This is a genomic window from Sphingobium sp. LF-16 (assembly GCF_003711185.1).
Taxonomy (GTDB): Bacteria; Pseudomonadota; Alphaproteobacteria; order Sphingomonadales; family Sphingomonadaceae; genus Sphingobium; species Sphingobium yanoikuyae_A.
Map to the genome: position 1 here is coordinate 2,397,145 of NZ_CP029335.1, position 21,467 is coordinate 2,418,611.

At 65.7% G+C, this 21,467-nt stretch carries 20 protein-coding genes and 1 pseudogene; 5 read left to right on the forward strand and 16 right to left on the reverse strand.

The features are described from left to right. Positions 1-81: 81 nt before the first annotated feature. The 7 genes from DIZ22_RS11170 to DIZ22_RS11200 all read right to left on the reverse strand — a co-directional run bounded on the left by DIZ22_RS11170 (position 82) and on the right by DIZ22_RS11200 (position 7,336). A complete protein-coding gene (locus DIZ22_RS11170) occupies positions 82-753 on the reverse strand; it encodes a cyclase family protein (protein WP_048939074.1) in 672 nt (223 codons plus the stop codon). Further along, complete coding sequence (locus DIZ22_RS11175; RefSeq protein ID WP_037515777.1) at positions 750-1,007, reverse strand: hypothetical protein; 258 nt, start codon at positions 1,005-1,007, stop codon at positions 750-752. Before DIZ22_RS11175 ends, DIZ22_RS11170 begins: the two co-directional genes overlap by 4 nt. Positions 1,008-1,086: 79 nt before the next feature. Further along, positions 1,087-3,756, reverse strand: coding sequence for an aconitate hydratase AcnA (gene acnA / locus DIZ22_RS11180; protein WP_048939073.1), 2,670 nt, complete (start codon positions 3,754-3,756; stop codon positions 1,087-1,089). A 306-nt stretch (positions 3,757-4,062) separates the two neighbouring features. Further along, positions 4,063-5,817: a DUF885 domain-containing protein gene (locus DIZ22_RS11185; RefSeq protein WP_122928204.1), complete on the reverse strand. Its 1,755-nt coding sequence runs from the start codon at positions 5,815-5,817 to the stop codon at positions 4,063-4,065. Between the two features lie 54 nt (positions 5,818-5,871). Beyond that, entirely contained in the window at positions 5,872-6,075 is a 204-nt protein-coding gene (locus DIZ22_RS11190; protein WP_004211342.1) for a DUF5818 domain-containing protein, read from the reverse strand. A 5-nt stretch (positions 6,076-6,080) separates the two neighbouring features. Further along, on the reverse strand, positions 6,081-6,266 hold the full coding sequence (locus DIZ22_RS11195; RefSeq protein ID WP_004211340.1) for a DUF1328 domain-containing protein: 186 nt from the start codon (positions 6,264-6,266) through the stop codon (positions 6,081-6,083). A gap of 71 nt (positions 6,267-6,337) precedes the next feature. Beyond that, positions 6,338-7,336 (reverse strand): D-glycerate dehydrogenase, encoded by a 999-nt coding sequence (locus tag DIZ22_RS11200; protein ID WP_122928205.1) that lies wholly within the window; start codon positions 7,334-7,336, stop codon positions 6,338-6,340. 102 nt (positions 7,337-7,438) lie between these two features. Here DIZ22_RS11200 and DIZ22_RS11205 point away from each other — a divergent pair, with 102 nt between their 5' ends. Next, the gene (locus DIZ22_RS11205) at positions 7,439-7,936 is read left to right on the forward strand and encodes an SH3 domain-containing protein (RefSeq protein ID WP_004211336.1); all 498 of its coding nucleotides are present in this window, start codon (positions 7,439-7,441) and stop codon (positions 7,934-7,936) included. A 31-nt stretch (positions 7,937-7,967) separates the two neighbouring features. Here the strand turns inward: DIZ22_RS11205 and DIZ22_RS21815 are convergent, their stop codons facing one another. After that, positions 7,968-8,306: a hypothetical protein gene (locus DIZ22_RS21815; protein ID WP_137405288.1), complete on the reverse strand. Its 339-nt coding sequence runs from the start codon at positions 8,304-8,306 to the stop codon at positions 7,968-7,970. Positions 8,307-8,472: 166 nt separating this feature from the next. Here DIZ22_RS21815 and DIZ22_RS11210 point away from each other — a divergent pair, with 166 nt between their 5' ends. Both DIZ22_RS11210 and DIZ22_RS11215 read left to right on the forward strand, forming a co-directional pair. Further along, a complete protein-coding gene (locus DIZ22_RS11210; protein WP_122928206.1) occupies positions 8,473-9,408 on the forward strand; it encodes a hypothetical protein in 936 nt (311 codons plus the stop codon). Between the two features lie 38 nt (positions 9,409-9,446). Continuing rightward, entirely contained in the window at positions 9,447-9,983 is a 537-nt protein-coding gene (locus DIZ22_RS11215; protein WP_234415741.1) for a CAP domain-containing protein, read from the forward strand. A 109-nt stretch (positions 9,984-10,092) separates the two neighbouring features. Here the strand turns inward: DIZ22_RS11215 and DIZ22_RS11220 are convergent. The 5 genes and pseudogenes from DIZ22_RS11220 to DIZ22_RS11240 form a co-directional block, all read right to left on the reverse strand. Further along, positions 10,093-10,179, reverse strand: a pseudogene (locus DIZ22_RS11220) (IS5/IS1182 family transposase); the annotation flags it as partial. A 54-nt stretch (positions 10,180-10,233) separates the two neighbouring features. Continuing rightward, entirely contained in the window at positions 10,234-10,431 is a 198-nt protein-coding gene (locus DIZ22_RS11225; RefSeq protein ID WP_004211334.1) for a hypothetical protein, read from the reverse strand. A gap of 127 nt (positions 10,432-10,558) precedes the next feature. Beyond that, complete coding sequence (locus DIZ22_RS11230; RefSeq protein WP_048939430.1) at positions 10,559-11,872, reverse strand: amidohydrolase family protein; 1,314 nt, start codon at positions 11,870-11,872, stop codon at positions 10,559-10,561. After that, entirely contained in the window at positions 11,869-13,272 is a 1,404-nt protein-coding gene (locus tag DIZ22_RS11235; protein WP_048939431.1) for an amidohydrolase, read from the reverse strand. Before DIZ22_RS11235 ends, DIZ22_RS11230 begins: the two co-directional genes overlap by 4 nt. Beyond that, entirely contained in the window at positions 13,269-14,798 is a 1,530-nt protein-coding gene (locus DIZ22_RS11240) for a peptide MFS transporter (RefSeq protein ID WP_048939432.1), read from the reverse strand. The genes DIZ22_RS11235 and DIZ22_RS11240 overlap by 4 nt, the downstream gene beginning before the upstream one ends. A gap of 176 nt (positions 14,799-14,974) precedes the next feature. Here DIZ22_RS11240 and DIZ22_RS11245 point away from each other — a divergent pair, with 176 nt between their 5' ends. Both DIZ22_RS11245 and DIZ22_RS11250 read left to right on the forward strand, forming a co-directional pair. Then, positions 14,975-15,553: a nitroreductase gene (locus tag DIZ22_RS11245; protein WP_048939433.1), complete on the forward strand. Its 579-nt coding sequence runs from the start codon at positions 14,975-14,977 to the stop codon at positions 15,551-15,553. Positions 15,554-15,626: 73 nt separating this feature from the next. Further along, positions 15,627-15,971 (forward strand): GntR family transcriptional regulator, encoded by a 345-nt coding sequence (locus DIZ22_RS11250; protein ID WP_004211328.1) that lies wholly within the window; start codon positions 15,627-15,629, stop codon positions 15,969-15,971. A gap of 29 nt (positions 15,972-16,000) precedes the next feature. Here DIZ22_RS11250 and DIZ22_RS11255 read toward each other — a convergent pair whose 3' ends face one another. From DIZ22_RS11255 to prsK, 3 genes are read right to left on the reverse strand one after another with little or no spacing between them, the layout of a single operon-like run. Continuing rightward, complete coding sequence (locus tag DIZ22_RS11255; protein ID WP_122928207.1) at positions 16,001-18,016, reverse strand: tetratricopeptide repeat protein; 2,016 nt, start codon at positions 18,014-18,016, stop codon at positions 16,001-16,003. Between the two features lie 3 nt (positions 18,017-18,019). After that, a complete protein-coding gene (prsR, locus tag DIZ22_RS11260) occupies positions 18,020-19,384 on the reverse strand; it encodes a PEP-CTERM-box response regulator transcription factor (RefSeq protein ID WP_004211323.1) in 1,365 nt (454 codons plus the stop codon). Further along, positions 19,384-21,465: an XrtA/PEP-CTERM system histidine kinase PrsK gene (prsK, locus tag DIZ22_RS11265; protein WP_122928208.1), complete on the reverse strand. Its 2,082-nt coding sequence runs from the start codon at positions 21,463-21,465 to the stop codon at positions 19,384-19,386. Before prsK ends, prsR begins: the two co-directional genes overlap by 1 nt. Between the last annotated feature and the right edge of the window lie 2 nt (positions 21,466-21,467).

Sequence of the window (21,467 nt, forward strand, 5' to 3'; positions counted from 1 at the left end):
AGTATCGGCGCTAACGCCTCTCAGTTCAAGCGAAAGCCGAAGGCTAACAGCGATGTCATGCCTGAAGGCTACGCTAAAAGATCATGTCAAATTGACTTGCGCGAAGGCTCGGACCGGGAATGTGCCCATGCCGACGATCTTGGGCGGCACCGCGGTGAAGGCGAAGCCGGCATCCGGCAGCATGGCCAGATTGGTCATATGTTCGCAGATCAGCACGCCCGCCCCCAACAGCTCGCGATGGACCGGGCGGCCGGTGCCGGGCCGCGTATCGTCGATATTATGGCTGTCGATGCCGACCAGCCGGGCGCCGCGCGCCACCAGCATCTGCGCCGCCGCTTCGGTCAGGAAGGGGTGATCCTCATAATAGGCGGGCGTGCGCCAGTGCCGGTCCCAACCGGTGTGGACCAGCACCGCGCGGCCGGCGACATCGATCCCATCCAGATCGGCGGCGTCGGTCGCCAGGCCCACGGCCTCGAACGGCCTGCGCACCACGATCGCCGGCAGGCTGGCCAGCCGGTCGAGGTCGAGCATGGAGAGATCATCGCCCTCCTCGAAGCGGTGGAAGGGCGCATCGAGATAGGTGCCGGTGTTCGACACCATGTCGATCCGTCCCATCTGAAACGCGCTGCCATCGGCATAGTTGGCGCGCGACTGTTCGCGGGTCCAGTAATCGCAGATATGCGGCGCGGCGACGCCCTTATAGGTGGTCATGCCATGTTCGATGGCGTGGCTGAGATCGATGAAGCGGGTCATGACGGGGACATTCTCCTACGGAAGATGCGCCACAGGGTGGAAAAGCCGACGACCGCCCAGATGATGTTGAGCACCATCGAGGGAAAGGCGCCATGCCACCAGGTGTTGAGGATGAAGAAGGCGGCGCCGACGGCGTTGAGCCACTGGAAGGTCGCCGACCCGCCCGACAGCCGCCCGGTCGAGACGCCGACATAGGCGATCAGCACCAATATCGCGCCGGCCCAGCCGACGATCTCCACGAACAGCGCCACCATCCACCCCCAAATGAAAAGGGCTCCCTCCTCACGGAGAGAGCCCTCATTCCTTAGCTCAGCGCGTCAACCGATCAAGCGCTCAGGCGGCGAGCTTGCGCAGCACATATTGCAGGATGCCGCCATTGAGGAAATATTCCAGCTCGTTGACGGTATCGATGCGGCAGAGCGCGGTGAAGCTGAAGGTCGAACCGTCGGCGCGGGTGACCTGCACTTCGACATCCTGGCGGGGCTTGAGGTCGGCGACACCGGTGATGGTGAAGCTGTCATCGCCCTTGAGGCCCAGCGTGTCGCGGGTCTGGCCGTCCTTGAACACCAGGGGCAACACGCCCATGCCGACCAGGTTCGAGCGGTGGATGCGCTCGAAGCTTTCGACGATCACGGCGCGCACGCCGAGCAGGTTGGTGCCCTTGGCCGCCCAGTCGCGCGACGATCCGGTGCCATATTCCTTGCCGCCGATCACGACCAGCGGCGTGCCGTCGGCCTTGTGCTTCATCGCCGCGTCATAAATTGGCATGACTTCGCCCTGATAGCTGGTCATGCCGCCTTCGACGCCGTCGAGCATCAGATTCTTGATGCGGATATTGGCGAAGGTGCCGCGCATCATGACTTCATGATGGCCACGGCGCGAGCCATAGCTGTTATAGTCGGCCTGGGCGACCTGATGCTCGCTCAGCCACTTGCCTGCGGGCGAGGTCGCCTTGATCGAACCGGCCGGCGAGATGTGGTCGGTGGTGATCGAGTCGCCGAAGATCGCCAGCGGCATGGCGCCGATGATGTCCGTGACCGGCGCCGGGGTCATGGTCAGCCCCTCGAAATAGGGCGGGTTGGCGACATAGGTCGACCCGGCACGCCACTTGTAGGTGTCCGACCCGGTCACCTCGATCGCCTGCCAATGGGCGTCGCCCTTGTAGACATTGGCGTAGCGGGCGCGGAACATCTCCCGGTCGACCGCCCCCGCCAGGGTGGTCGCGACCTCGTCATTGGTCGGCCAGATGTCCTTGAGATAGACCGCTTCGCCATCCTTGCTCGTGCCGATCGGGGTGGTGATGAAATCCTCGATCACCGTGCCCTTGAGCGCATAGGCGACGACCAGCGGCGGCGAAGCGAGGAAGTTGGCGCGCACGTCGGGCGAGACGCGACCTTCGAAGTTGCGGTTGCCCGAAATGACGGCGGCGGCAACCAGGCCATTTTCGTTGATCGCCTTGCTGATCGGCTCGGCGAGCGGGCCCGAATTGCCGATGCAGGTGGTACAGCCATAGCCGACGAGGTTAAAGCCGATCGCGTCGAGATGCGCCTGGAGGCCCGCCTTTTCCAGATAGTCGGTGACGACCTGGCTACCGGGCGCCAGCGACGTCTTGACCCAGGGCTTGGGCTTCAGGCCCAGCTCATTCGCCTTCTTGGCGACGAGGCCGGCGGCGATCAGCACATTGGGGTTGGAGGTGTTGGTGCAGCTGGTGATCGCGGCAATGGTGACGTCGCCATCGCCAATATCATAATCCTTGCCCTCGACCGGAACGCGGGTCTGCGCCTTCTTGTAGGTATTCACCATGTCCGCGTTGAACACATCGTCCACTTCGGGCAGCGCGACGCGGTCCTGCGGGCGCTTGGGGCCGGCGAGGCTCGGCACCACGGTCGAGAGGTCCAGTTCCAGCGTATCGGTGAAGATCGGCTCTATCGACGGATCGATCCAGAAACCCTGCTGCTTGGCATAGGCCTCGACCAGCGCGATATTCTCGTCGCTGCGGCCGGTCAGGCGCATATAGTCCAGCGTCTTGTCGTCGATGCCGAAGAAGCCGCAGGTCGCGCCATATTCGGGCGCCATATTGGCCAGCGTCGCGCGGTCGGCTAGACTGAGCGTGGCAAGGCCGGGGCCGAAATATTCGACGAAGCGGCCGACCACGCCACGCGCGCGCAGCATCTGGGTGCAGGTCAGCACCAGATCGGTGGCGGTGACGCCTTCCTTCAAATTGCCGGTGAACTTGAAGCCGACAACTTCGGGGATCAGCATCGACACCGGCTGGCCCAGCATCGCGGCCTCCGCCTCGATCCCGCCCACGCCCCAGCCCAGCACGCCCAGGCCATTGACCATGGTGGTGTGGCTGTCGGTGCCGACGCAGGTGTCGGGATAGGCGATGGTGGCGCCGTCGGAGCCTTCGCTCGACCAGACGCCCTGGGCGATATTTTCCAGGTTCACCTGATGGCAGATGCCGGTGCCCGGCGGCACGGCGTAGAAGTTGGCAAGGCTCTTGCTGCCCCATTTCAGGAAGTCGTAGCGCTCCATGTTGCGCTGATATTCGATCTCCATATTGTCCTGGAACGCGCGGGGCGTGCCGAACTCGTCGACCATGACACTGTGGTCGATGACGAGGTGGACGGGCACCTGCGGGTTGATCTTGCTGGCATCGGCGCCCAGCGCATTCATCGCGTCGCGCATGGCGGCCAGGTCGACGACGCAGGGCACGCCGGTAAAGTCCTGCAGCAGCACGCGCGCCGGGCGATACTGGATCTCGCGCTCGGCCTTGCCCTTGTCATTCTGCCAGTCGACGATCGCCTTGATATCGTCGGTGGTGACGGTCACGCCGTCCTCGAAGCGCAGCAGATTTTCCAGCAGCACCTTCATCGAGAAAGGCAGGCGCGAAACGTCTCCAAGCTTCGCAGCAGCCTTTTCCAACGAATAATAGGCGATGTCCTTGCCGCCGACATTGAGCGTGTCGCGCGTGCCGAGAGTATCCTGTCCGGTGGCGGTCATAAGATATGCGTCTCCTCGCATAGGCCCGGCCATGCGGAAGGAAGCGTCGCGTTCCCACCAGAAGCCACGAAGACGCGGCAAGGTGGAGGGAGGCGCCCCAACCTATGGTCGAAGCAAGTGTGTCCCGATGAGCGGTGGCATACAGATTGCCACCGCCAAGTAAAAGGGACAAAATGGTCGAAACCGCCTTTATTTCCGCCATTTTTGCTTACTGAAAATCATTCGCAGCGACGCGCACAAGGGCCGCACTTTTATTGTGCGCGGGGCGTAGAAATCACGCCCGCCCCGCCCCATATCTTGCCTTTATCAGCGCGCCTTTTCCGCTGCGATCCAGCCGTCGATCTGGCTTTCCAGCACGGTAAGCGGCACCGCCCCCTGCGACAGTACCGCATCATGGAAACGGCGCAGGTCGAACTTGGGCCCGAGCTGCTGTTCCGCCCGCGCCCGCAGCTCGCGGATCTTGATCTCGCCCAGCTTGTAGCCCAGCGCCTGCCCCGGCCAGCTGATGTAGCGATTGACCTCCGCATCGATATTGGCGTCGCTCAGGGCGCTGTTCGCCTTCATGAAGGCGACGGCCTTCGCCTTGTCCCAGCCCTTGGCATGGATGCCGGTGTCCACCACCAGCCGGCAGGCGCGCCACATCTCATAGGACAGGCGGCCCATCATCTTTTCGGGCGTGTCGTAGAGGCCCATCTCCTCGCCCAGATATTCGGTGTAGAGCGCCCAACCCTCGACATAGGCGGTGAAGCCGGCGAGATATTTGCGGAAGGGCGGCAGCGGCAATTCCTGCTGCAGTGCGATCTGATTGTGATGGCCCGGCACCGCCTCATGCGCGGTCAGTGCCGGCAATTCCCAGAAGGGCCGCTGGTCCAATTTCGACGTATTGACCCAGTAGGTGCCCGATATCCCCGCTTCGGGCGCGCCGGGGCCATAATAGGCGGTGGTCGTCCCTTCCGCCTCGGCCGCCGGGATCGGCTTGATGCCATAGGGCAGGCGCGGCAGCGTGGCGAAATAGCGCGGCAGCAGGCCGTCGATCATCTTGGCCTGGCGCGCGGCGACGCGCAGCAATTCCTCGGGCGTCTTCGCGTAATAGCTGGGGTCGGTACGCAGATGCTGGATGAAGGCGGCACGGCTGGGATAGCCCGCCTTGGCCGCGATCGCGTCCATCCGCTTGCCGATGCGGGCGACCTCATCCAGCCCGATCTGGTGGATTTGATCGGGGGTCAGGTCGGTGGTGGTGTGGGTGCGCACCCGGCTGGCATACCAGGCCGCGCCACCCGGCAGCGTCGATGCGCTGTCGCTCTTGCGGCATTTGGGCAGATAGTCCGCCACGAACAGGTCGTGCCATTTGCCATATTCCGGCGTGATGACATCGCGGATCACCGCCACCGCGCGCGCCTGTAGCGCCGCCCAGTCGGCATCGCTGATGTCGCGCGGCTTGGTGCGGGTGAAGGGCTCGTAGAAGCGCGTTCCTTCCGGCGCCCCGGCGACGATGCCGCTGATCCCCTTGGCAAAGCCGCCCAGCACCGAACAGGGCAGCACATAGCCGCCCTTGATCGCCTGGCGAGTGATCACCATGCCATCGCCATTCTGCTTCGGGTAAAGGGCCAGGCGCTTCAGATAGCTCTCATAATCGGCGCGGGTGTAGAAAGGCAGGCCGTCGGCCATGCCGGAAAAGCCCTGATGCCAGCTATAATAGGTGGTGAAGAGCATCAGCCGTTCGGCCTGATGCTTGTCGCTGGCGATATCGTCGCGCAGCATCCATAGCAGCACCGCGCGATTGACCTTGTCAGCGGCGTCCAGCCCTGTCTCCGGCACCGCATCCAGCCGGGTGACGAAGCCCTGTTCCGCCTTGATCTGGGCATCGCGGGCGCCAAGCGACAGGTCGGAAATCTGGTCGTCATAGTCGCGCACGCCGCGCGCCGTCGCCTCCACCGGATGGACCGACAGATACCATGCCCAGTGATCGTCGATCACCTTGGTCAGCTGGTCATGGGGAGTCTGGGCGTGAGCCAGAGCGGGCGCCGCAACGGCGAGCATCAGGGAAATGATCTTGCGCATGGGCGCAACTGATCGCGCGGCGCAACGATTCTGGCAAGATGGCCCGATGCCGGTTCAGGCGGCGGCTACGCCGTCCGCTTCGACAATGTCGTCGCCGGCATAATAGCCGCGCACCCGGACCCGCTTTTCCACATGGTCGACCGGCACCCGCAGCAGCACCAATCGCCAGGTGCCGCCAAGATCACGCTGGAGCAGGAAGCCGGCCTCATCGCGCAGCAACCGCCCGGTTTCATCCACTCCAGCGCCAATCTCGATCATGCGTGTCAGTCTATCGCGTCCTTGATGCCCTTGCCAGCCAGAAGGCCCAGAACAAGGAAGATCAGGAACAGGGCGATGGCGATGCCGAACAGCAATTTGGCGATGCCGACGAAGGTGCCGGCGGCGCCGCCGAAGCCGAGGACGGCGAGCACGGCCGCGATCACAAGGGCAATGATGGCAAGACGAATCATGGTGGGATTCCTTCCGTTTCTCTGATGTTTCCAAACGGAGGAAGGCGCGCATTGTTCCGCGCGCGCAGCGTTCAGACCCAGCCTTCAAGCACCTGATTGGGTGGGCGGTGGCCGTCGGCCCAGGTGCGGATATTGGCGATGACGCGCGCGCCGGTGGCGTCGCGCCCCTCGAAGGTCGCCGAGCCGACATGGGGCAGCAGGGTGACATTGGCGAGCGCCAGCAGCCGCGGATCGACCGCCGGCTCATGGGTGTAAACGTCAAGCCCGGCGCCGGCGATCCGTGCTTCGGCAAGCGCGGCGATCAGCGCCGGCTCGTCGGTGATTTCCGCGCGGGAGGTGTTGATGAGATAGGCGTCGGGCCGCATCAGGCCGATCCGCCGCGCATCGATCAGGCCGCGGCTGTCGGCATTGAGCGGGCAATGAATCGACACGATGTCGCATTCGCGCAGCAGCGCGTTGAGATCGTCATGCCAGCTGGCCTCCAACTCCTGCTCCACCTCGAACGGCAGGCGATGGCGGTTATGATAGGCGATGGAGAGGCCGAACGCCTTGGCGCGGCGGGCGACGGCGCGACCGATGCGGCCCATGCCAATGATGCCCAGCTTCTTGCCGCCGATGCGGTGCCCCAGCATGCCCGACGGGCTCCAGCCATGCCACTGGCCCGAGCGCACCAGCTTCTCCCCCTCCGCCAGGCGGCGGGGCACGGAGAGGATCAGCGCCATGGTCATGTCGGCCGTGTCTTCGGTCAACACGCCGGGCGTGTTGGTGACGATCACGCCCCTGGTCCGCGCGGCGGCCAGGTCGATATGGTCGACGCCGCTGCCGAAGCTGGCGATCAGTTGCAGCCGGTCGGGCGCGCCGGCGATCAGTTCCGCATCGATCTGGTCGCTGATGCAGGGCACCAGCACGTCGCACTGCGCCATGGCGGCGGCGAGTTCGGCCCGGTTCATGGGAATGTCGCCGGTGTTGAAGCTGGCGTCGAACAGTTCGGCCATGCGCGCCTCCACATTGGGGGGCAGGCGACGCGTCACGATGACGCGCGGCGTTGCGGGGCGCGGTTTCCTGGCCATAGCATGGCCGCTATTCCCGCCTGCCCCGCCGGTCAAGCGGATATGCTGCCGCCTGCGATTGAAAGCTTGTCGCGACCGGCCGGACAAGCGTATGGAAAGACCATGGGTGATATGGGCAAAGGGTCGGGCATGAAGCGCCTGCTGCTGGGCGCGGGCATGATCGCGGCACTGACCAATATGAGCGGCGCGGCGGCGGCCCCGGCCAAGCCGGTGCCCTATTGGGCGTCGCTGTCGCATGACGAGGCGCGGATGCGCGTCGGCCCCAGCCTCGATTACCCGTCCAACTGGGTCTATCAGCGCCGCGACCTGCCGGTGAAAGTGGTGCAGGTGCTGGGCCTGTGGCGCAAGGTGGAAGACCCTGACGGTGCCCAGGGCTGGATGCATGTCCGCCTGCTGAGCGATACCGCCACGGCGATCGTCACCGCGGCGCAAGCACCGATGCACGAGGGCGCGAGCGAAACCAGCCGCACCCTGTTCCGCGCCGAAAAGGGCGTGGTCGGCCGGATCGGTTCCTGCTCGAGCGGCTGGTGCGCATTCGACGTAAAGGGCCAGAAGGGCTTCGTGAAGGCGAGCGACGTGTGGGGCGCCACCAGCGGCTGAACCCGGCGCGGCAAAATAGGAAATGCCGCGCTTAACTTCGCATATTTCCCGCACATCCTGACATTTTCGTGCCGATGATGGAAATTATCGTGCGAGACCATGGATGCGCGCGGACGATGGGAAAGAGCCGGCGACGGTATAGCGGAAAGCCGGCGCTGTAGGACAGACGCCACGGCCCCGGCGCCATCGCCCCTAAGGATTTTCCGCCATCGGCCATCCGGAATAGCCCGATTGTTTCGCACCCGACATCGTCATAGCAATCCGTTTGTCGCAGCGCGCCGGGATTGACCCCGACATCTGCCTGGACATGGGGGACAGCGATGGCTTGGAGCAGGCGCGCATTCATCGGCGCAACGGCAGCATCGGTCACAGGCCTGTCCCTGATACCGGGCCTGATACCAGCCAGGGCGAATGCGCAGGCGAACCGGCAAAAAACCTATGGCGTCGTCGAAATCCGGCGGGGCGGAATGAGCGTCGCAGCCTACCGGTTTGACCGTGACCAGCTGGGCCGACGAAAGCTTTCAGGCTTCGAGCGCATGGCGCCGGAACCCACCGGCAAGGCCTTCGTGGAAACCGAACTGGCCAGCCCACTTGGCCCCGCAGCGGATGACGCCATGGCCGCCCAGAGCGTCGACATCGTGGCTGGCCATATCGATCGGCTGAAGTCCCAGCATGGATTGCAGACCAGCGACATTGCCGTGCTGGTCTCGGGCGGCCTGATCGACTTCGCGCCAGGCCGGGTGGAGCAATTCATCGCCGCCCTTCCCGCACGAACGGGCATCACCCCCGAAATCATCTCGATCAAGGATCAGGCGCGGCTGGGCTATGACTGGATCGTGCGCCCCGCTGATCGCCGCAATGTGATGCACGTCAACATCGCCAGCGGCACTATCAAGGGCGGCTATTATGACCAGCATGGCCAGTTTGTCGCCCTTTCGGCACCCTATGGAGCCAAGACGATGGCCGGCGCGGTCAAGCTTCACTGGCCGGACGTCCGCACCGCCACCGTCGGCCAAAGGGCATCGGAATTTTACGGCGACACCGTGGCTCCGGTGCTGGCGCCACAGATTGCGACGGAACCCCCACCCCAGCAACGCCCGACCGTCTATCTGACGGGAGGGATCGTGACGGCAACCGCCGTGATCTTCCGCCCGAAGGCCATTCTCCAGCCTCATCATTGGGTAGAGATGCAACCCGATGATTTTGCGAACCTGCTCGGCCTGATCGCAAGCGGCACCCCTTATGGTGGGCCATTACCCGCGACCCTGACCGGCGAGGAAGGCGACCGCGTGCGCGACGCCCTGCACCGGGTGCGGAACAGCTTCAACCCGCACGAGATGGCCGCCGGGGCGGCCATCGGCGATGGGCTGGCGCGGCAGCTGCGCTTTGACCAGCGGATCAGGCTGGCGCTGCCCCAATTGGCTGGCACCCAGATCTGGGTCTCGCAATATCTGCTCGAAAAATTCGGCTGATGCCCCGCGCGATCTACCATCAGAACAAGGAGAGGTTGATGATGCTGGAGCTTCTCACGCGCCCCTCGATACAACGGTCAGCCGCCATTCTGCTGGGCCTTATCGCCGCATCACCGGTACAGGCGCAGAACCGGCTCGACAATTTCGACCAGCGCGTCCTGGCCGCCCATAATGCGGAGCGTGGCCAGATTGGCGTGCCCAACCTTAGCTGGAGCCCGGCGCTCGCCGCCGACGCGGCGCGATGGGGCGCCAATCTCCAGACGCTAAGCGATCTCGAACATGATGGTTCGCTGGTCGCCGAGGGCGAGAATCTGTGGCGGGGCAGCAAGGGCGCCTATACGCCCGAAGACATGGTGACGATGTGGATCGACGAGAAGGCGGCGTTCAAGAATGGCGTGTTCACCGATGTGAGCACATCGGGCCAGTGGGAAGATGTCGGCCATTACACGCAGGTGATCTGGCGCGACACGACGCAGGTGGGATGTGCGCTCGTCACCGTGGCCAGCGGCGAGGATGAGATACTGGTCTGCCGCTATCTCGACGGCGGCAATGTCACCGGCCAGATGACCTACTGATCGCGCGAGATCATGCGGCGCCTGTCGCGCAGGGAGGGCAGCATTCCTGTCAGAAGTCGACCATGACCGAGAGCCAGAGGCGGCGCCTTTCCCGGTTAATCGAATGGGTCGGCAGGTCGCGCCATGGACTGCCCTTTCGAACAGTCCACAGCACGACTTCCATGAATAGCTGATTGTTCTTGCCGCTACGTCCGGGGGCAGTTTGCCCAGATAGTGCGCTTCTATCGTCGCCCAGCTGGATTCACGGCCCCTAGAACAGGCTGCCGTCTATATCCGGCTCGGGGCTGTCCTGCATGCCTCTGGTCTGGATGGCCATTTCGACTTCGCCCGCCAGCAGCGCGGCGTCGTTGCCGGTGAAGCCGCTTTCGGCATCGATCAGATCATCCAGTTTGAAGCGGGCGGCAAACATCTGGAACCGCTCGAGGGCTTCGTTCAGTTCATCGGGCATGGGGCCTCTCCTATCGCGGTTGCGTCCTGCCCCAACGAGGCAGGGTTGCCTTTGGTGCCATGGCCCCCGCATTTTGCCGGCAGATGTGCGCGGCATGAAAAAGGGGGCCGTGGCCCCCTTCCCCATCTTACCATTCATAGGCCTTGGGCAGGCTGCCCTCGGTCGGGGTGGCGTAGCGGTCGCGCAGCTTGGTCTGGCGGTTGTCGATCGGCTGCTGGATGCCGTCGATCCACACCGCGACCGGCGCCGATTCCATTTCCAGCGGATCGCCGTCCCAGATCACCACGTCGCCCGCCTTGCCGGCCTTGAGCGAGCCGATCCGGTCGCCCAGCCCCATCGCCTCGGCCGGGGCGGAGGTGATGCTGCGCAGCGCCTGGCCCCAGCTGAGGCCAGTGGCGCCCGGCACCTTGTTGAGCGCGACCATATTGCCCGCCTGCTGGGTGGCGAGGCGCAGTTGCAGCGCTTCGTCCCGGTCCATCAGGCCCATGGCGACGGGCACGCCGGCCTTCACCATGCGGCCGACATTGCTCTGGGTCGCCGCCAGCTTCTCGAAGCTGGAGGGCAGGTCGTCGAGCCCGCCGGCGATCACCGGCACCTTGGCGGCGGCGATCTGGCTGGCGACCATCCAGCCTTCGGTCGCGCCGGCGAGGATCAGCTTCAGCGCCGGGAAGTCCTTCCTGAGCGCCAGCACGCCGAGAATGTCGCGCGCGCTTTCGACATGGATCATCAGCGGCATGGCGCCGGTGACGACCGGGACCAGCGCCTCGGCATCGACGCGGTTGAGCAAAGCGTCCTTCGACCGGCCATCATAGCTGGCCGGGGCCTTGGCATAATCCTGCGCCTCGCGCAGCATCATCTTGAAGGTGAGATAGGCGGCCGGTCGGCTGCCGCCGGCATCCTCCGCCCCTTCTTCGCCCATCTCGACATATTGGAAGGCGCGCGCCTTGGTGATCGGGTCCATGTCGGCCCCCAGATCGACCACGGCGCCCTGCCCGGCAAAGATGCCGTTGCCGGTCGCGGGCACCACCACCGCGCGGGTCACGCCGGCGGTGCGGCTGATCGCGATCGGGTTGGCCAGCGGGTTGATTGCCGGTGCAACATCGATCGCGGCCGAGAAAGGCGTGCGGGCGTTGATGTCGTTGGTTTCCTTGACGCCGGGCACTTCGGCCAGGCCCACGCGCGAGAAGCCCGAGACGATGCCGGGCGTCACCCATTTGCCGCTGGCGTCGATGGTCTTGGCGCCAGCCGGCACGGCAACGCCGGCCCCGGCGGCCACCACCTTGCCGGCGGAAATGACCACGGTGCCATTCTGGATCGGTTCCGACCCGTCACCGATCGCTAGGGTGGCGCCAGTGATGGCGATGGTCTGGGCCAGGGCCATGGGCGAGGCGGCAACGGCCAGCAGCGCGGCGGCGGCGCGGATTGCGGTCTTCATCGTCATTTCACGTCTCCCGCGCCGATCTGGCCGAGTTCGAAGTCGGTTACCGGGCGCCGCTTGGGATCATTGGCGTCATAGAGCAAGGCGCCGTCGACCCAGACCTTTTCCGGCCGGGTATAGGTGCTGAACGGATTGCCGTTCCACAGCACGACGTCGGCCATCTTGCCGACCTTCAGGCTGCCGGTCTGGTCGGCGATGCCCATCGCCTTGGCCGGGTTGATGGCGAGCCAGGTCCAGGCGATCTCGTCAGGGATATTCAGCCCCATGCGACGGCCCGCGCCCAATGCCTTGGCCGCTTCCTGGTTCAGCCGCTGAATGCCATTCTCGTCGTCGGAATGGACGATGGCGCAGGCGCCGGCCTGGTGGACGAGCGGGACATTTTCCTTGATCCCGTCATAGGCTTCCATCTTGAAGCCATACCAGTCGCCCCACATGGCGGCGCAGATGCCGTTCTCGCGCAGCAGGTCGGCGATCTTGTAGGCCTCGACCGCGTGGTGGAAGGCGGTGACCTTGTAGCCGAACTCCTTCGACATATCGATCACATTGGCCATCTCGTCGGCGCGGTAGCAATGGTTCTGGACCAGGATCTTGCCTTCCAACGCGTCGGCCAGCGTCTCCATGCCCAGGTCACGGGTCTGGTCCTTACCGGCGGCGCGCTTCTTCTGATATTCGCGCGCCTTGATCCAGGTCTGGCGATCGACCGCCATATTGCCCATGCGGGTGCTGGGCTCGCGCCCCTTGGCGCCGTAGACGCGCTTGGGATTTTCGCCGCAGGCCATCTTCAGGCCATAGGGCGCGCCGGGGAACTTCATCCCCTGCATGGTGCGGGCCTGGACATTCTTCAGGATCACGCTGCGACCGCCGAACAGATTGCCCGAACCGGGCAGGATCTGAAGCGTGGTGACGCCGCCATTGGCGAGCGCACGGCCAAAGCCGGGGTCCTGCGGCCAGACCGAATGTTCGGCCCAGACATGGGGCGTGACCGGCGAGGTCATTTCATTGCCGTCCGAATGCGCGTCCACAGCAGGCGAGGGATAGACGCCCAGATGGCTGTGAATGTCGATGACGCCGGGCGTCACGAACTTGCCGGTGCCGTCGAACACCGCGATGTCGGCCGGGATCGGCGTGTCGGGGCCGCCGATCGAGGTGATCTTGCCACCCGACAGGAAGACGACGCCCTTGTCGATCCGCCCGCCCTCACCGTCAAAGATGGTTGCGCCGCGGATCGCGGTCGCGACGCCCGGATAGGGCTTGTAGGTCGAAGGGTAAGGATTGTCCGGCTCGGCCGAACTGCCCTGGGACGCCGGTGCGGGCTGATCCTTTTCCTTCTTGGCGACCGCCGGCGCGGTCATGCCGGTCGCGACCAGCGCCAGCCCCAGCAGCAGCTTGCTGCGTGCGTTCATGCCTGTTTCCCCTTTTCAGCGGCAATGAGATCGAGATGCATCATGCGTTTCACATAGGGCGAGACCAGCAGCACCAGGCCGCCGACCACCACGGAAAACCAGCCGATGCGGCTGTAGACGTCCAGCACCTGGGTCACGTCGCCCGCTTCCCCGCTGCCGGTGGCGCGCGCGATCAGGCCGGCGATGAAATTGCCCGCGGCCATCGCCAGGAACCAGGTGCCCATCACCAGCCCGACCATGTTCGACACCGACAGGCGCGTCATCGCCGACAGGCCGACCGGCGAGAAGCAGAGTTCCGCCATGGTGTGGAGCAGATAGATGAGGAAGACGAAGATCACCGGCGTCAGCGACTGGCCGGCCATCGCCGCGCCCGCGACCAGCACCAGGAAGCCGGCACCGCACAGGATGAGCCCGATGCCGAACTTGGCGGGCGAGGATGGCTCCAGCCGGCGCTCGTCGAGGAAGGTCCACAGCACCGCGAACAGCGGCGCGAGCAGGATGATGTAGATGGAATTGACCGACTGGAACAAAGAGGCCGGCACGTCCCAGCCCAGGATGACGCGATCGACATTGCGGTCGGTGAAGATGTTGAGCGAGGAGCCGGTCTGTTCGAACAGGCCCCAGAAGAGCGGATTGAGCGCGATCAGGAAGAGCGCGGCGAACATCCGGTCGCGCTCCACCTTGGTCAGCACCGTGACCGAGCGCCAAAGGATGTAGGCGACCGTCAGGGCGGAGAAGATCAGCAGCGTATAGCCCAGCAGTTCGGCATAGCGGATGACCATCCAGATCGCCGCCACGCCCAGCGCGGCGCTGGCATAGATGGTCCATTCCTGCGAGATCGTGCCGATCGCCGGCGCGCGCAGCTTTTCCGGCGCGGGCGGCTCGCCCTTGCCCAGCAGCCAGGGCCGCAGCCAGACGAACATGACGAGGCCGAGCAGCATGCCGACGCCGGCCGCGCCGAAGCCCCAGCTCCAGCCCCACAGCTCGCCCAGCAGGCCGCAGACGATCGGTCCGCTGGCGCCGCCCAGGTTGATGCCCATGTAGAAGATAGAGAAGGCCGGGTCGCGACGATGATCGTCACGGGCATAAAGTTCGCCCACCAGCACCGAGATATTAGCCTTCAGGAAGCCGGTGCCGACGATGATGCTGGCCAGCGCCAGATAGAAGCCGTTGAGATAGAAGGCATCCTGCCCCCCCGGCCCTTCGGTGATGGCGATCAGGAAATGGCCGATGGCGATGAACACGCCGCCCACCAGCACCGCCTTGCGCGGGCCAAGGAACCGGTCGGCCAGATAGCCGCCTATCACCGGGGTGATATAGACCAGCGAGGTATAGGCGCCGTAGAGGATATAGGCCTTGTCCTCGCCGAACAGGAAATGTTTGGTGAGGTAGAAAATCAGGATGGCACGCATGCCATAATAGGAAAAACGTTCCCACATTTCCGCGAAAAACAGCAGGAACAGGCCGCGCGGATGGCCGAGCCAGGTCTTGCCTGCCTCCGCCGGTACGGTGATTGCGGTCGCCATCGGACCCCCTTGAAATTGTCTTTTTGTGCCGGCCGGCAAGAGCGGCGGCGTTATGGCACGGACCCTAGAGGGGAAAGGTGGGCAGAGTCAAAGAGGGGTTTGGGGCAGGATTGAAGCGATAGGAAGTGCGCCCTTCACCCTTGCGTCCGGCGGCAAAGCCTCCCATTTGGCAACCGATGTTCAACGACCTTTCCAGCCCCCTCACCCTGCTGCAGACCCGCCGTTCCGGCAAGCCGCGCGACCTGATCGCGCCCGGCCCGGACGATGCGCAGCTGCGCCAGATCCTCGAAGTCGCGCTGCGCACGCCCGATCATGGCAAGCTGGCGCCCTGGCGCTTCGTGATCGTGCCGCAGGACAAAAGGGAAAAGCTGGCCGCGCTGCTGGAGGCCGCCTATCGCGCCGAGAAGCCGGAGGCCGGGCGGCTGGAGATCGAGGCGATGCACCAGTTCGCGCATCAGGCGCCGACCCTGGTGGTGGCGCTGTCCAAGCCGATCGCGAGCAGCAAGATCCCGGTCTGGGAACAGGAATTGTCGGCCGGCGCCGCGATCATGAACCTGTTGCACGCCACCCATGCGCTGGGCTTTGCCGGCGGCTGGCTGACCGGATGGCCGAGCTTCAATGACGATGTGCGCGACGCCTTTGGCAGCGAGGACGAGCGGCTGGCCGGATTCGTCTTCATCGGCACGCCCTCACGCGCGCTGGAAGAACGGCCCCGGCCAGATTATAACGATATCGTATCGACATGGGACAGATAATTGCCGAAAATACGGGCTTTCACGTAACAAGGTCCATTGACCTGCACGGCTGTATTATGGCACTGATGCACTTATGAGCGACGAATCCAAACCCGTCTATCTCCGCCTCCGCGAGATCATTGCCGCCTCCATCCTGGATGGGGACTATCGCGATGGCGACCTCCTCCCCTCGGTCCGCGCCTTTGCCGCGCAGCAGGGCGCCAATCCGCTGACCGTGGCCAAGGCCTATCAGAGCTTCCAGGATGACGGGCTGGTCGTCGTGAAACGCGGCGTGGGCATGTTCGTCGCCGATGGCGCGACCCGCAAGCTGCGCGAGGCGGAACGCAGCCGCTTCCTGGAAAGCGTGTGGCCGCCGGTCGCGGCACAGATCCGGCGGCTGGGCATCCGGCTCGACGAACTGGACAGCCAGAAGGTCTGAAGAAGAGCGCCCCGCGGGGCGCTTTTTTTTTACAATGAAGCGAGCGCCTTCACCGCCTGCTGGCGATCGGGGAAATGGGCGGCGGCCGCGCGCGACAAAGCGCGCTTCGCCTCCGCCTTGCGCCCGGCGGCGGCATAGGCCTGCCCCAGATGGAACTGGAAAGGCGGGTTTTGCGGCGCGAGGGCGACCGCCTTTTCCAGCAGATCGATCGCCGCCGGCCCCTGCGCATCGGTGCGCAGCAGCACCAGGCCGTAGATATCGGCGGTGACCGGATTGGCCGGCATCAGGCGATAGGCCTGGGCGGCATAGAGGCGCGCCTTGCCGGGCGATCCCGTTTCCAGGCTCGCGCGGGCCAGATCGGCCATCAGCAGCGCATCATGGCCGCCCGTCTGGGCCTGTACCGCCTGCAACAGGCGCAGCGCGCCGCGCCAGTCATGCGCCTGCATCGCCGCCCCGGCCGCCAGTCGCTGCATCTCCACATCCATCGGATTCTGCGCCAGGAACAGGCGGACGAGTTGCAGCGCGCGGGCGGGATCGCCCGCCGCGCTCCAGGCCGCGACCAGCCGCAGCGCGGCATTGCGATCGAACCGGATATTGGCCGCCGCCTCGAAACTGCGGGCGGCATCGGCCGGCCGGCCGGCAGCGACCAGCGCATCGCCCAGCACGACATGAGCGGCCGGCGCGCCGGGATTGGCTCGCGCCAGCAGCCCGGCGCGGTCGACCGCCTCGCCCGTGCGCCCCTGCATCAGCAACGCGCGGATATAGGGGATATTGTCGGCCGCGGTGGCGACATCGGCCGGCGGCGTCATGACGGCGTTCGTGCCCCCCAGCAGGTCCGACGAGGGACGCACCGGCCAGGACGCGCGGGCCAGCAACGCATCGGCCTGCGCGCGATCGCCCAGTTGCTCCTGCGCGCGGGCGGCCAGCGTCAGCACATAGGGATCGGCATCATGGCGATCGACAAGGGGGGCGAGCGTCGCCGCCGTGCCGGCATAGTCGCCGGTCAGATAGGAAGCGCGGGCGAGCAGCGTGCGCGCCACGCGATTGTCGGGCTGCATCGCCACCAGCGGCCCCAGCGCATCGGCCGCCAGCACGGCATTGCCATCCGACAGGTGCAACACGCCGCGCAGCAGCCGGGTCGCCGGCTCGCCATCCAGCCGGCCATCGGTGCGCGCCAGCAGGGTGCGGGCAAGATCGATCTGCCCGGCGCGGGCCGCGATCACCGCCTGAAGGAACCAGGCGCGCGGATTGCCGGGATCGAGCGCCAGGATGCGCCGGCTGACGCTGAGCGCGCGGCTCGCGCGGCCGGCATCGGCCAGTGTCGCGGCATATTCGGTGAGCGGGGCAAGCGCATTGGGATGATCGTCGAGTGCCCGTTCGAACCAGGGCAGCGCCGCCACCAGCCCATATTGATCGCGGATCAGCATGCCGCGCAGGGTCAGCGCATCCGGATCGCCCGGTGCCAGCGTCAGCGCCTTGTCCGCGGCCGCAATCGCCCCGGCCTGATCGCCCAATGTCAGGCGGAACCGGCCAAGATCGACCCAGGTCCGGGCTGCGCGCGGGGCGAGATGCAGCGCATCGTCAAAGGCGCGCTGCGCGGCGTCATTGTCGCCCTTGGCCTGCCAGGCGCGGGCGGCGACACGGGCCGCCTCGGCCGACTTGCCTTCGCCCGCCTGCACGGCGCGCAGGGCGCCATCGGCATCGCCCTGCAACAGCAGCGCCTGCGCCAGCAGTCCATTCGTGTCGCCGACGCTGGCGCCCAGCTTGCGCGCGCGCAGCAGATCGGCCTGCGCCCCGGCGCCATCACCCAACTGCACCAGCGCGCGGGCATGGCCCAGCCGCGCCGGCAGCGACGCCGGATTGCCACGAATGGCGTTCATCATCTCGATCCGGGCGGTGCGCGCATCACCGGCATCCAGCGCGGCCAGCCCGCGCGCGAGCGCGGCACTGCCGTCCGCCTCATGCACGCGCCACTGCCACAGGCCGGCCAGCGCCAGCAGCAGCAGGGCAAGGCCCGCCAGCAGGATCAGGCGTGAGCGCCGCATCGATCAGCCCTGCATCTTATATTGTTTGAGCAGGTCGTAGAGGGTCGGCCGGCTGATCCCCAATATCTTGGCGGCGCTGGAAATATTGCCGTCGGTGCGCGCGATCGCCCGGCGAATGGCGCGACGATCGGCCATTTCGCGCGCCGCCTTGAGATTGACGACCTCGCTGCCTTCGGCCCGATCGCCGTCTAGGTCGAGATCGGCCGCCGTCACATGCTTGCCATCAGCCATGATGACCGCGCGCTTCACGCGATTTTCCAGCTCGCGCACATTGCCCGGCCAGCCCCAGGCGTCGAGTGCCGCGAGTGCATCGGGGGCGAAGCCCTTGACCTGCGGGTTCATGTCCTGCGCGAAGCGGGTGAGGAAGTGGCGCGCTAGCAGCGCGGGATCGCCCGGCCGGTCGCGCAGCGCGGGGATGCGGATGACGATCTCGGCCAGGCGATAATAGAGATCCTCGCGGAAGCTGGCGGCGGCAATCATCGCGTCGAGATCCTGGTGGGTGGCGCACACGATGCGCGTATCCACCGCGATCGGCTGGCGCCCGCCGATCCGTTCGATCACCCTTTCCTGCAGGAAGCGCAGCAGTTTCACCTGCAAGGGCAGCGGAATGTCGCCGACCTCGTCCAGGAACAGGGTGCCGCCCTGCGCCTGCTCGATCTTGCCGGGGGTGGTCTTGACCGCGCCGGTGAAGGCACCCTTTTCATGCCCGAACAGTTCTGATTCCAGCAGGGTTTCGGGGATGGCCGCGCAATTGATCGCGACGAAGGCACCGCCGCGACGCGGGCTCGCATCATGCAGCCCCTGCGCCAGCAATTCCTTGCCGGTGCCGCTGGCGCCCAGCAGCATGACCGAGACATCGGCGCTGGCGACCCGCTCGATCGTGCGGGCGACCCGCATCATTTCCGGCGCGCCGGTGATCATCCGGCCGAGCACCCTGCCCCCCTCCGGCGCGGCTTCGGCGAGGCGGGCATTTTCCTGTTCCAGTGCATGGACGTGAAAGGCGCGCCGGACGATCAGGCCCAGCTCGTCAATGTCGACCGGCTTCTGGTAGAAATCATAGGCACCGCCGGAAATGGCATTGAGCGCGCTTTCCCGCGCGCCATGGCCCGACGCCACGATCACCTTGGTATCGGGCTTGATGCGCAATATCTCCTCCAGCGTGGCAAAGCCCTCGCTGGTTCCGTCCGGGTCCGGCGGAAGGCCCAGGTCGAGCGTCACCACATCGGGCGCCTCCATCCGCAGCATCTCGATCGCTTCCAGCCGGTCGCCGGCGATGAAGAGCTGATAATCCTCATAGGCCCAGCGCAATTGCCGCTGCAGGCCGGGATCATCCTCGACGATCAGCAATTTGGGGCGGGTGTCGCTCATCAGGCGGCCTTTCCTTGAACATCATCGCACGCCGGCGCGGGCGCCAGCGGCAGGCGCAGGGTGAAACGGCTCCCCACGCCGGGTTTGCTTTCCACGTCGATCCGCCCGCCCATCGCCTCGGCCAGGCTGCGCGCCTCGAAGGCGCCGAGGCCAAAGCCGCCGGCCTTGCTGGACGAAAAGGGCTTGAACAGATCGCGGCGGATAAATTCGGCGGTCATGCCGCAGCCCTGATCGACCACAGCCAATGTCGCCTGGCCATGCGCGCTGCCCAGATGCAGTTCGACCGGGCGATCGGCATCGCTGGCATCGATCGCATTTTGCAGCAGATGGACCAATATCTGCTCGACCCGCGCCGGATCGGCGAGCGCGACCGGCACGTCGCCGCTGACGGTGATCGCGCGCTGGCGGGCGCGGCTGCGCACGACCTGTTCGACCAGCGGGCCCAGCGCCACCGGGCGCGGCTCTTCGGGCCGGCCCTTGTTATGCTGCGACAGGCGGGCGAGCATGTCGTTCATCTTGCCCACAGACTCCTTGAGCGTCAGCAGCATGTCGGCGCGGAAATCGGGATTGTCGGCGTGCCGCTCCGCATTGCGCGAGAGCAGGGACAATTGGCTGACCAGATTCTTGATGTCATGCGCGATGAAGGCGAAGCGGCGGTTGAACTCGTCGAAGCGCTGGGCGTCGTCGAGCGCCTGCTGCCCCTGCGCCTCGCTGATATGGGTCGCCGCCTGACGCCCGGCGGCGCGCAGCATGTCGAAATCCTCCCAGTCGAGGCGGCGGTCGATCGGCGGCGGCGCAAGCAGGATCGCGCCGATCAGCCGGCCATAATGGAGCAGCGGCACCAGCGCCCAGACATGGGCATCCTCGATCAGCCAAAGCGGCAGGTCGAAGGTGGCGTCGCCATCGCGGATGCGACCGACATCGACGATCCAGCCGCTCCCTTCCCAGCTTTCCAGTTGGTCGAGCGGCAGGGACATGCCGGCAATCGGCTCCTGCGGCCAGTTCCATTGCGCCTCGAACGCCAGCCGACCGTCATCGGTGCGCAGCAGCAGCAAGGCAGCGGGGGAATCGGTGATGTCGGCGACCGCCTTGGCCACCCGCTCGCCCAGCGGCGGGGCATTTTCGCCCGGCCGGCCGATGGTTTCGCCAAAGCGCATCCATTCGGTGCGATAGTCGTAGCGATGCTGGAAGAAATGCTTGGCGACCTGCACCTTCCACAGCGCGCGCATCTGTGGCGAGGGCAGCAGGACGAGCGCGGTCACCGCGACGAAGAAGACCGCGCCAATCTCCACCACCCGCGCATAGGGGCCGGCGATCATCTCGATCAGCACCGCCGCCGCGGTCAGCACCACGACATAGAGGCCGACCGCGACCAGCGAGAGCGACTGGAAGGCGATGGTGCGCGACAATTGCAGCCGCCCGGCCATTTCCTTGCGCATGCCGATGGCGATCACCGGCGCCAACAGCGCCATCAGCGGCCCGCGCAGCGCATAGAGTTCGTTGACCCGGTCCATCGCGAAATAGCCGATGACATAGAGATTGAGGTCATAGGTCCACATCGCCGCCAGCGCGCCGAGCAACAGCGACACCCGCCCGCGATCGCGCGAGGGCCAGGCGGTATAGAGATGATGGACCAGCAGCAGGCAGCCGATCGCGGTCATCATCCGCAGCACCAGCGACACCGCCACCAGCATCTGATGCAGGTCGCTGCGGACCGGCAATTGCCGCCAGGTGAGATCGGTCGAGGTCTGGAGGAAGATGAGGCCGGCGACGGCGAGATAGACGAGGCCGACGGCGACTAGCGCGCCGCCGCGCGAGGCCGGCCCGCGCCGCAGCATGACGAACAGCAGCATCAGCCAGGCGGCGTTGCGGACACTTTCCCCGATGCCCGACAGCGGCTTGTCGACGCCACCGAACGAGACATAGAGCGCCCAGCAGGAGGTCAGCAGCAGCGCGCTGGCGAGCATGCGCGGCTCGGCCGCATCGTCCCGGCGCCGCAGGATGAAGATGCCAAGCGCGGCGAACAGGACCGCGGCCAGTGCATGGCCCCAGTCGCCGATGAATTGCAGCAGCGCGCTCATGG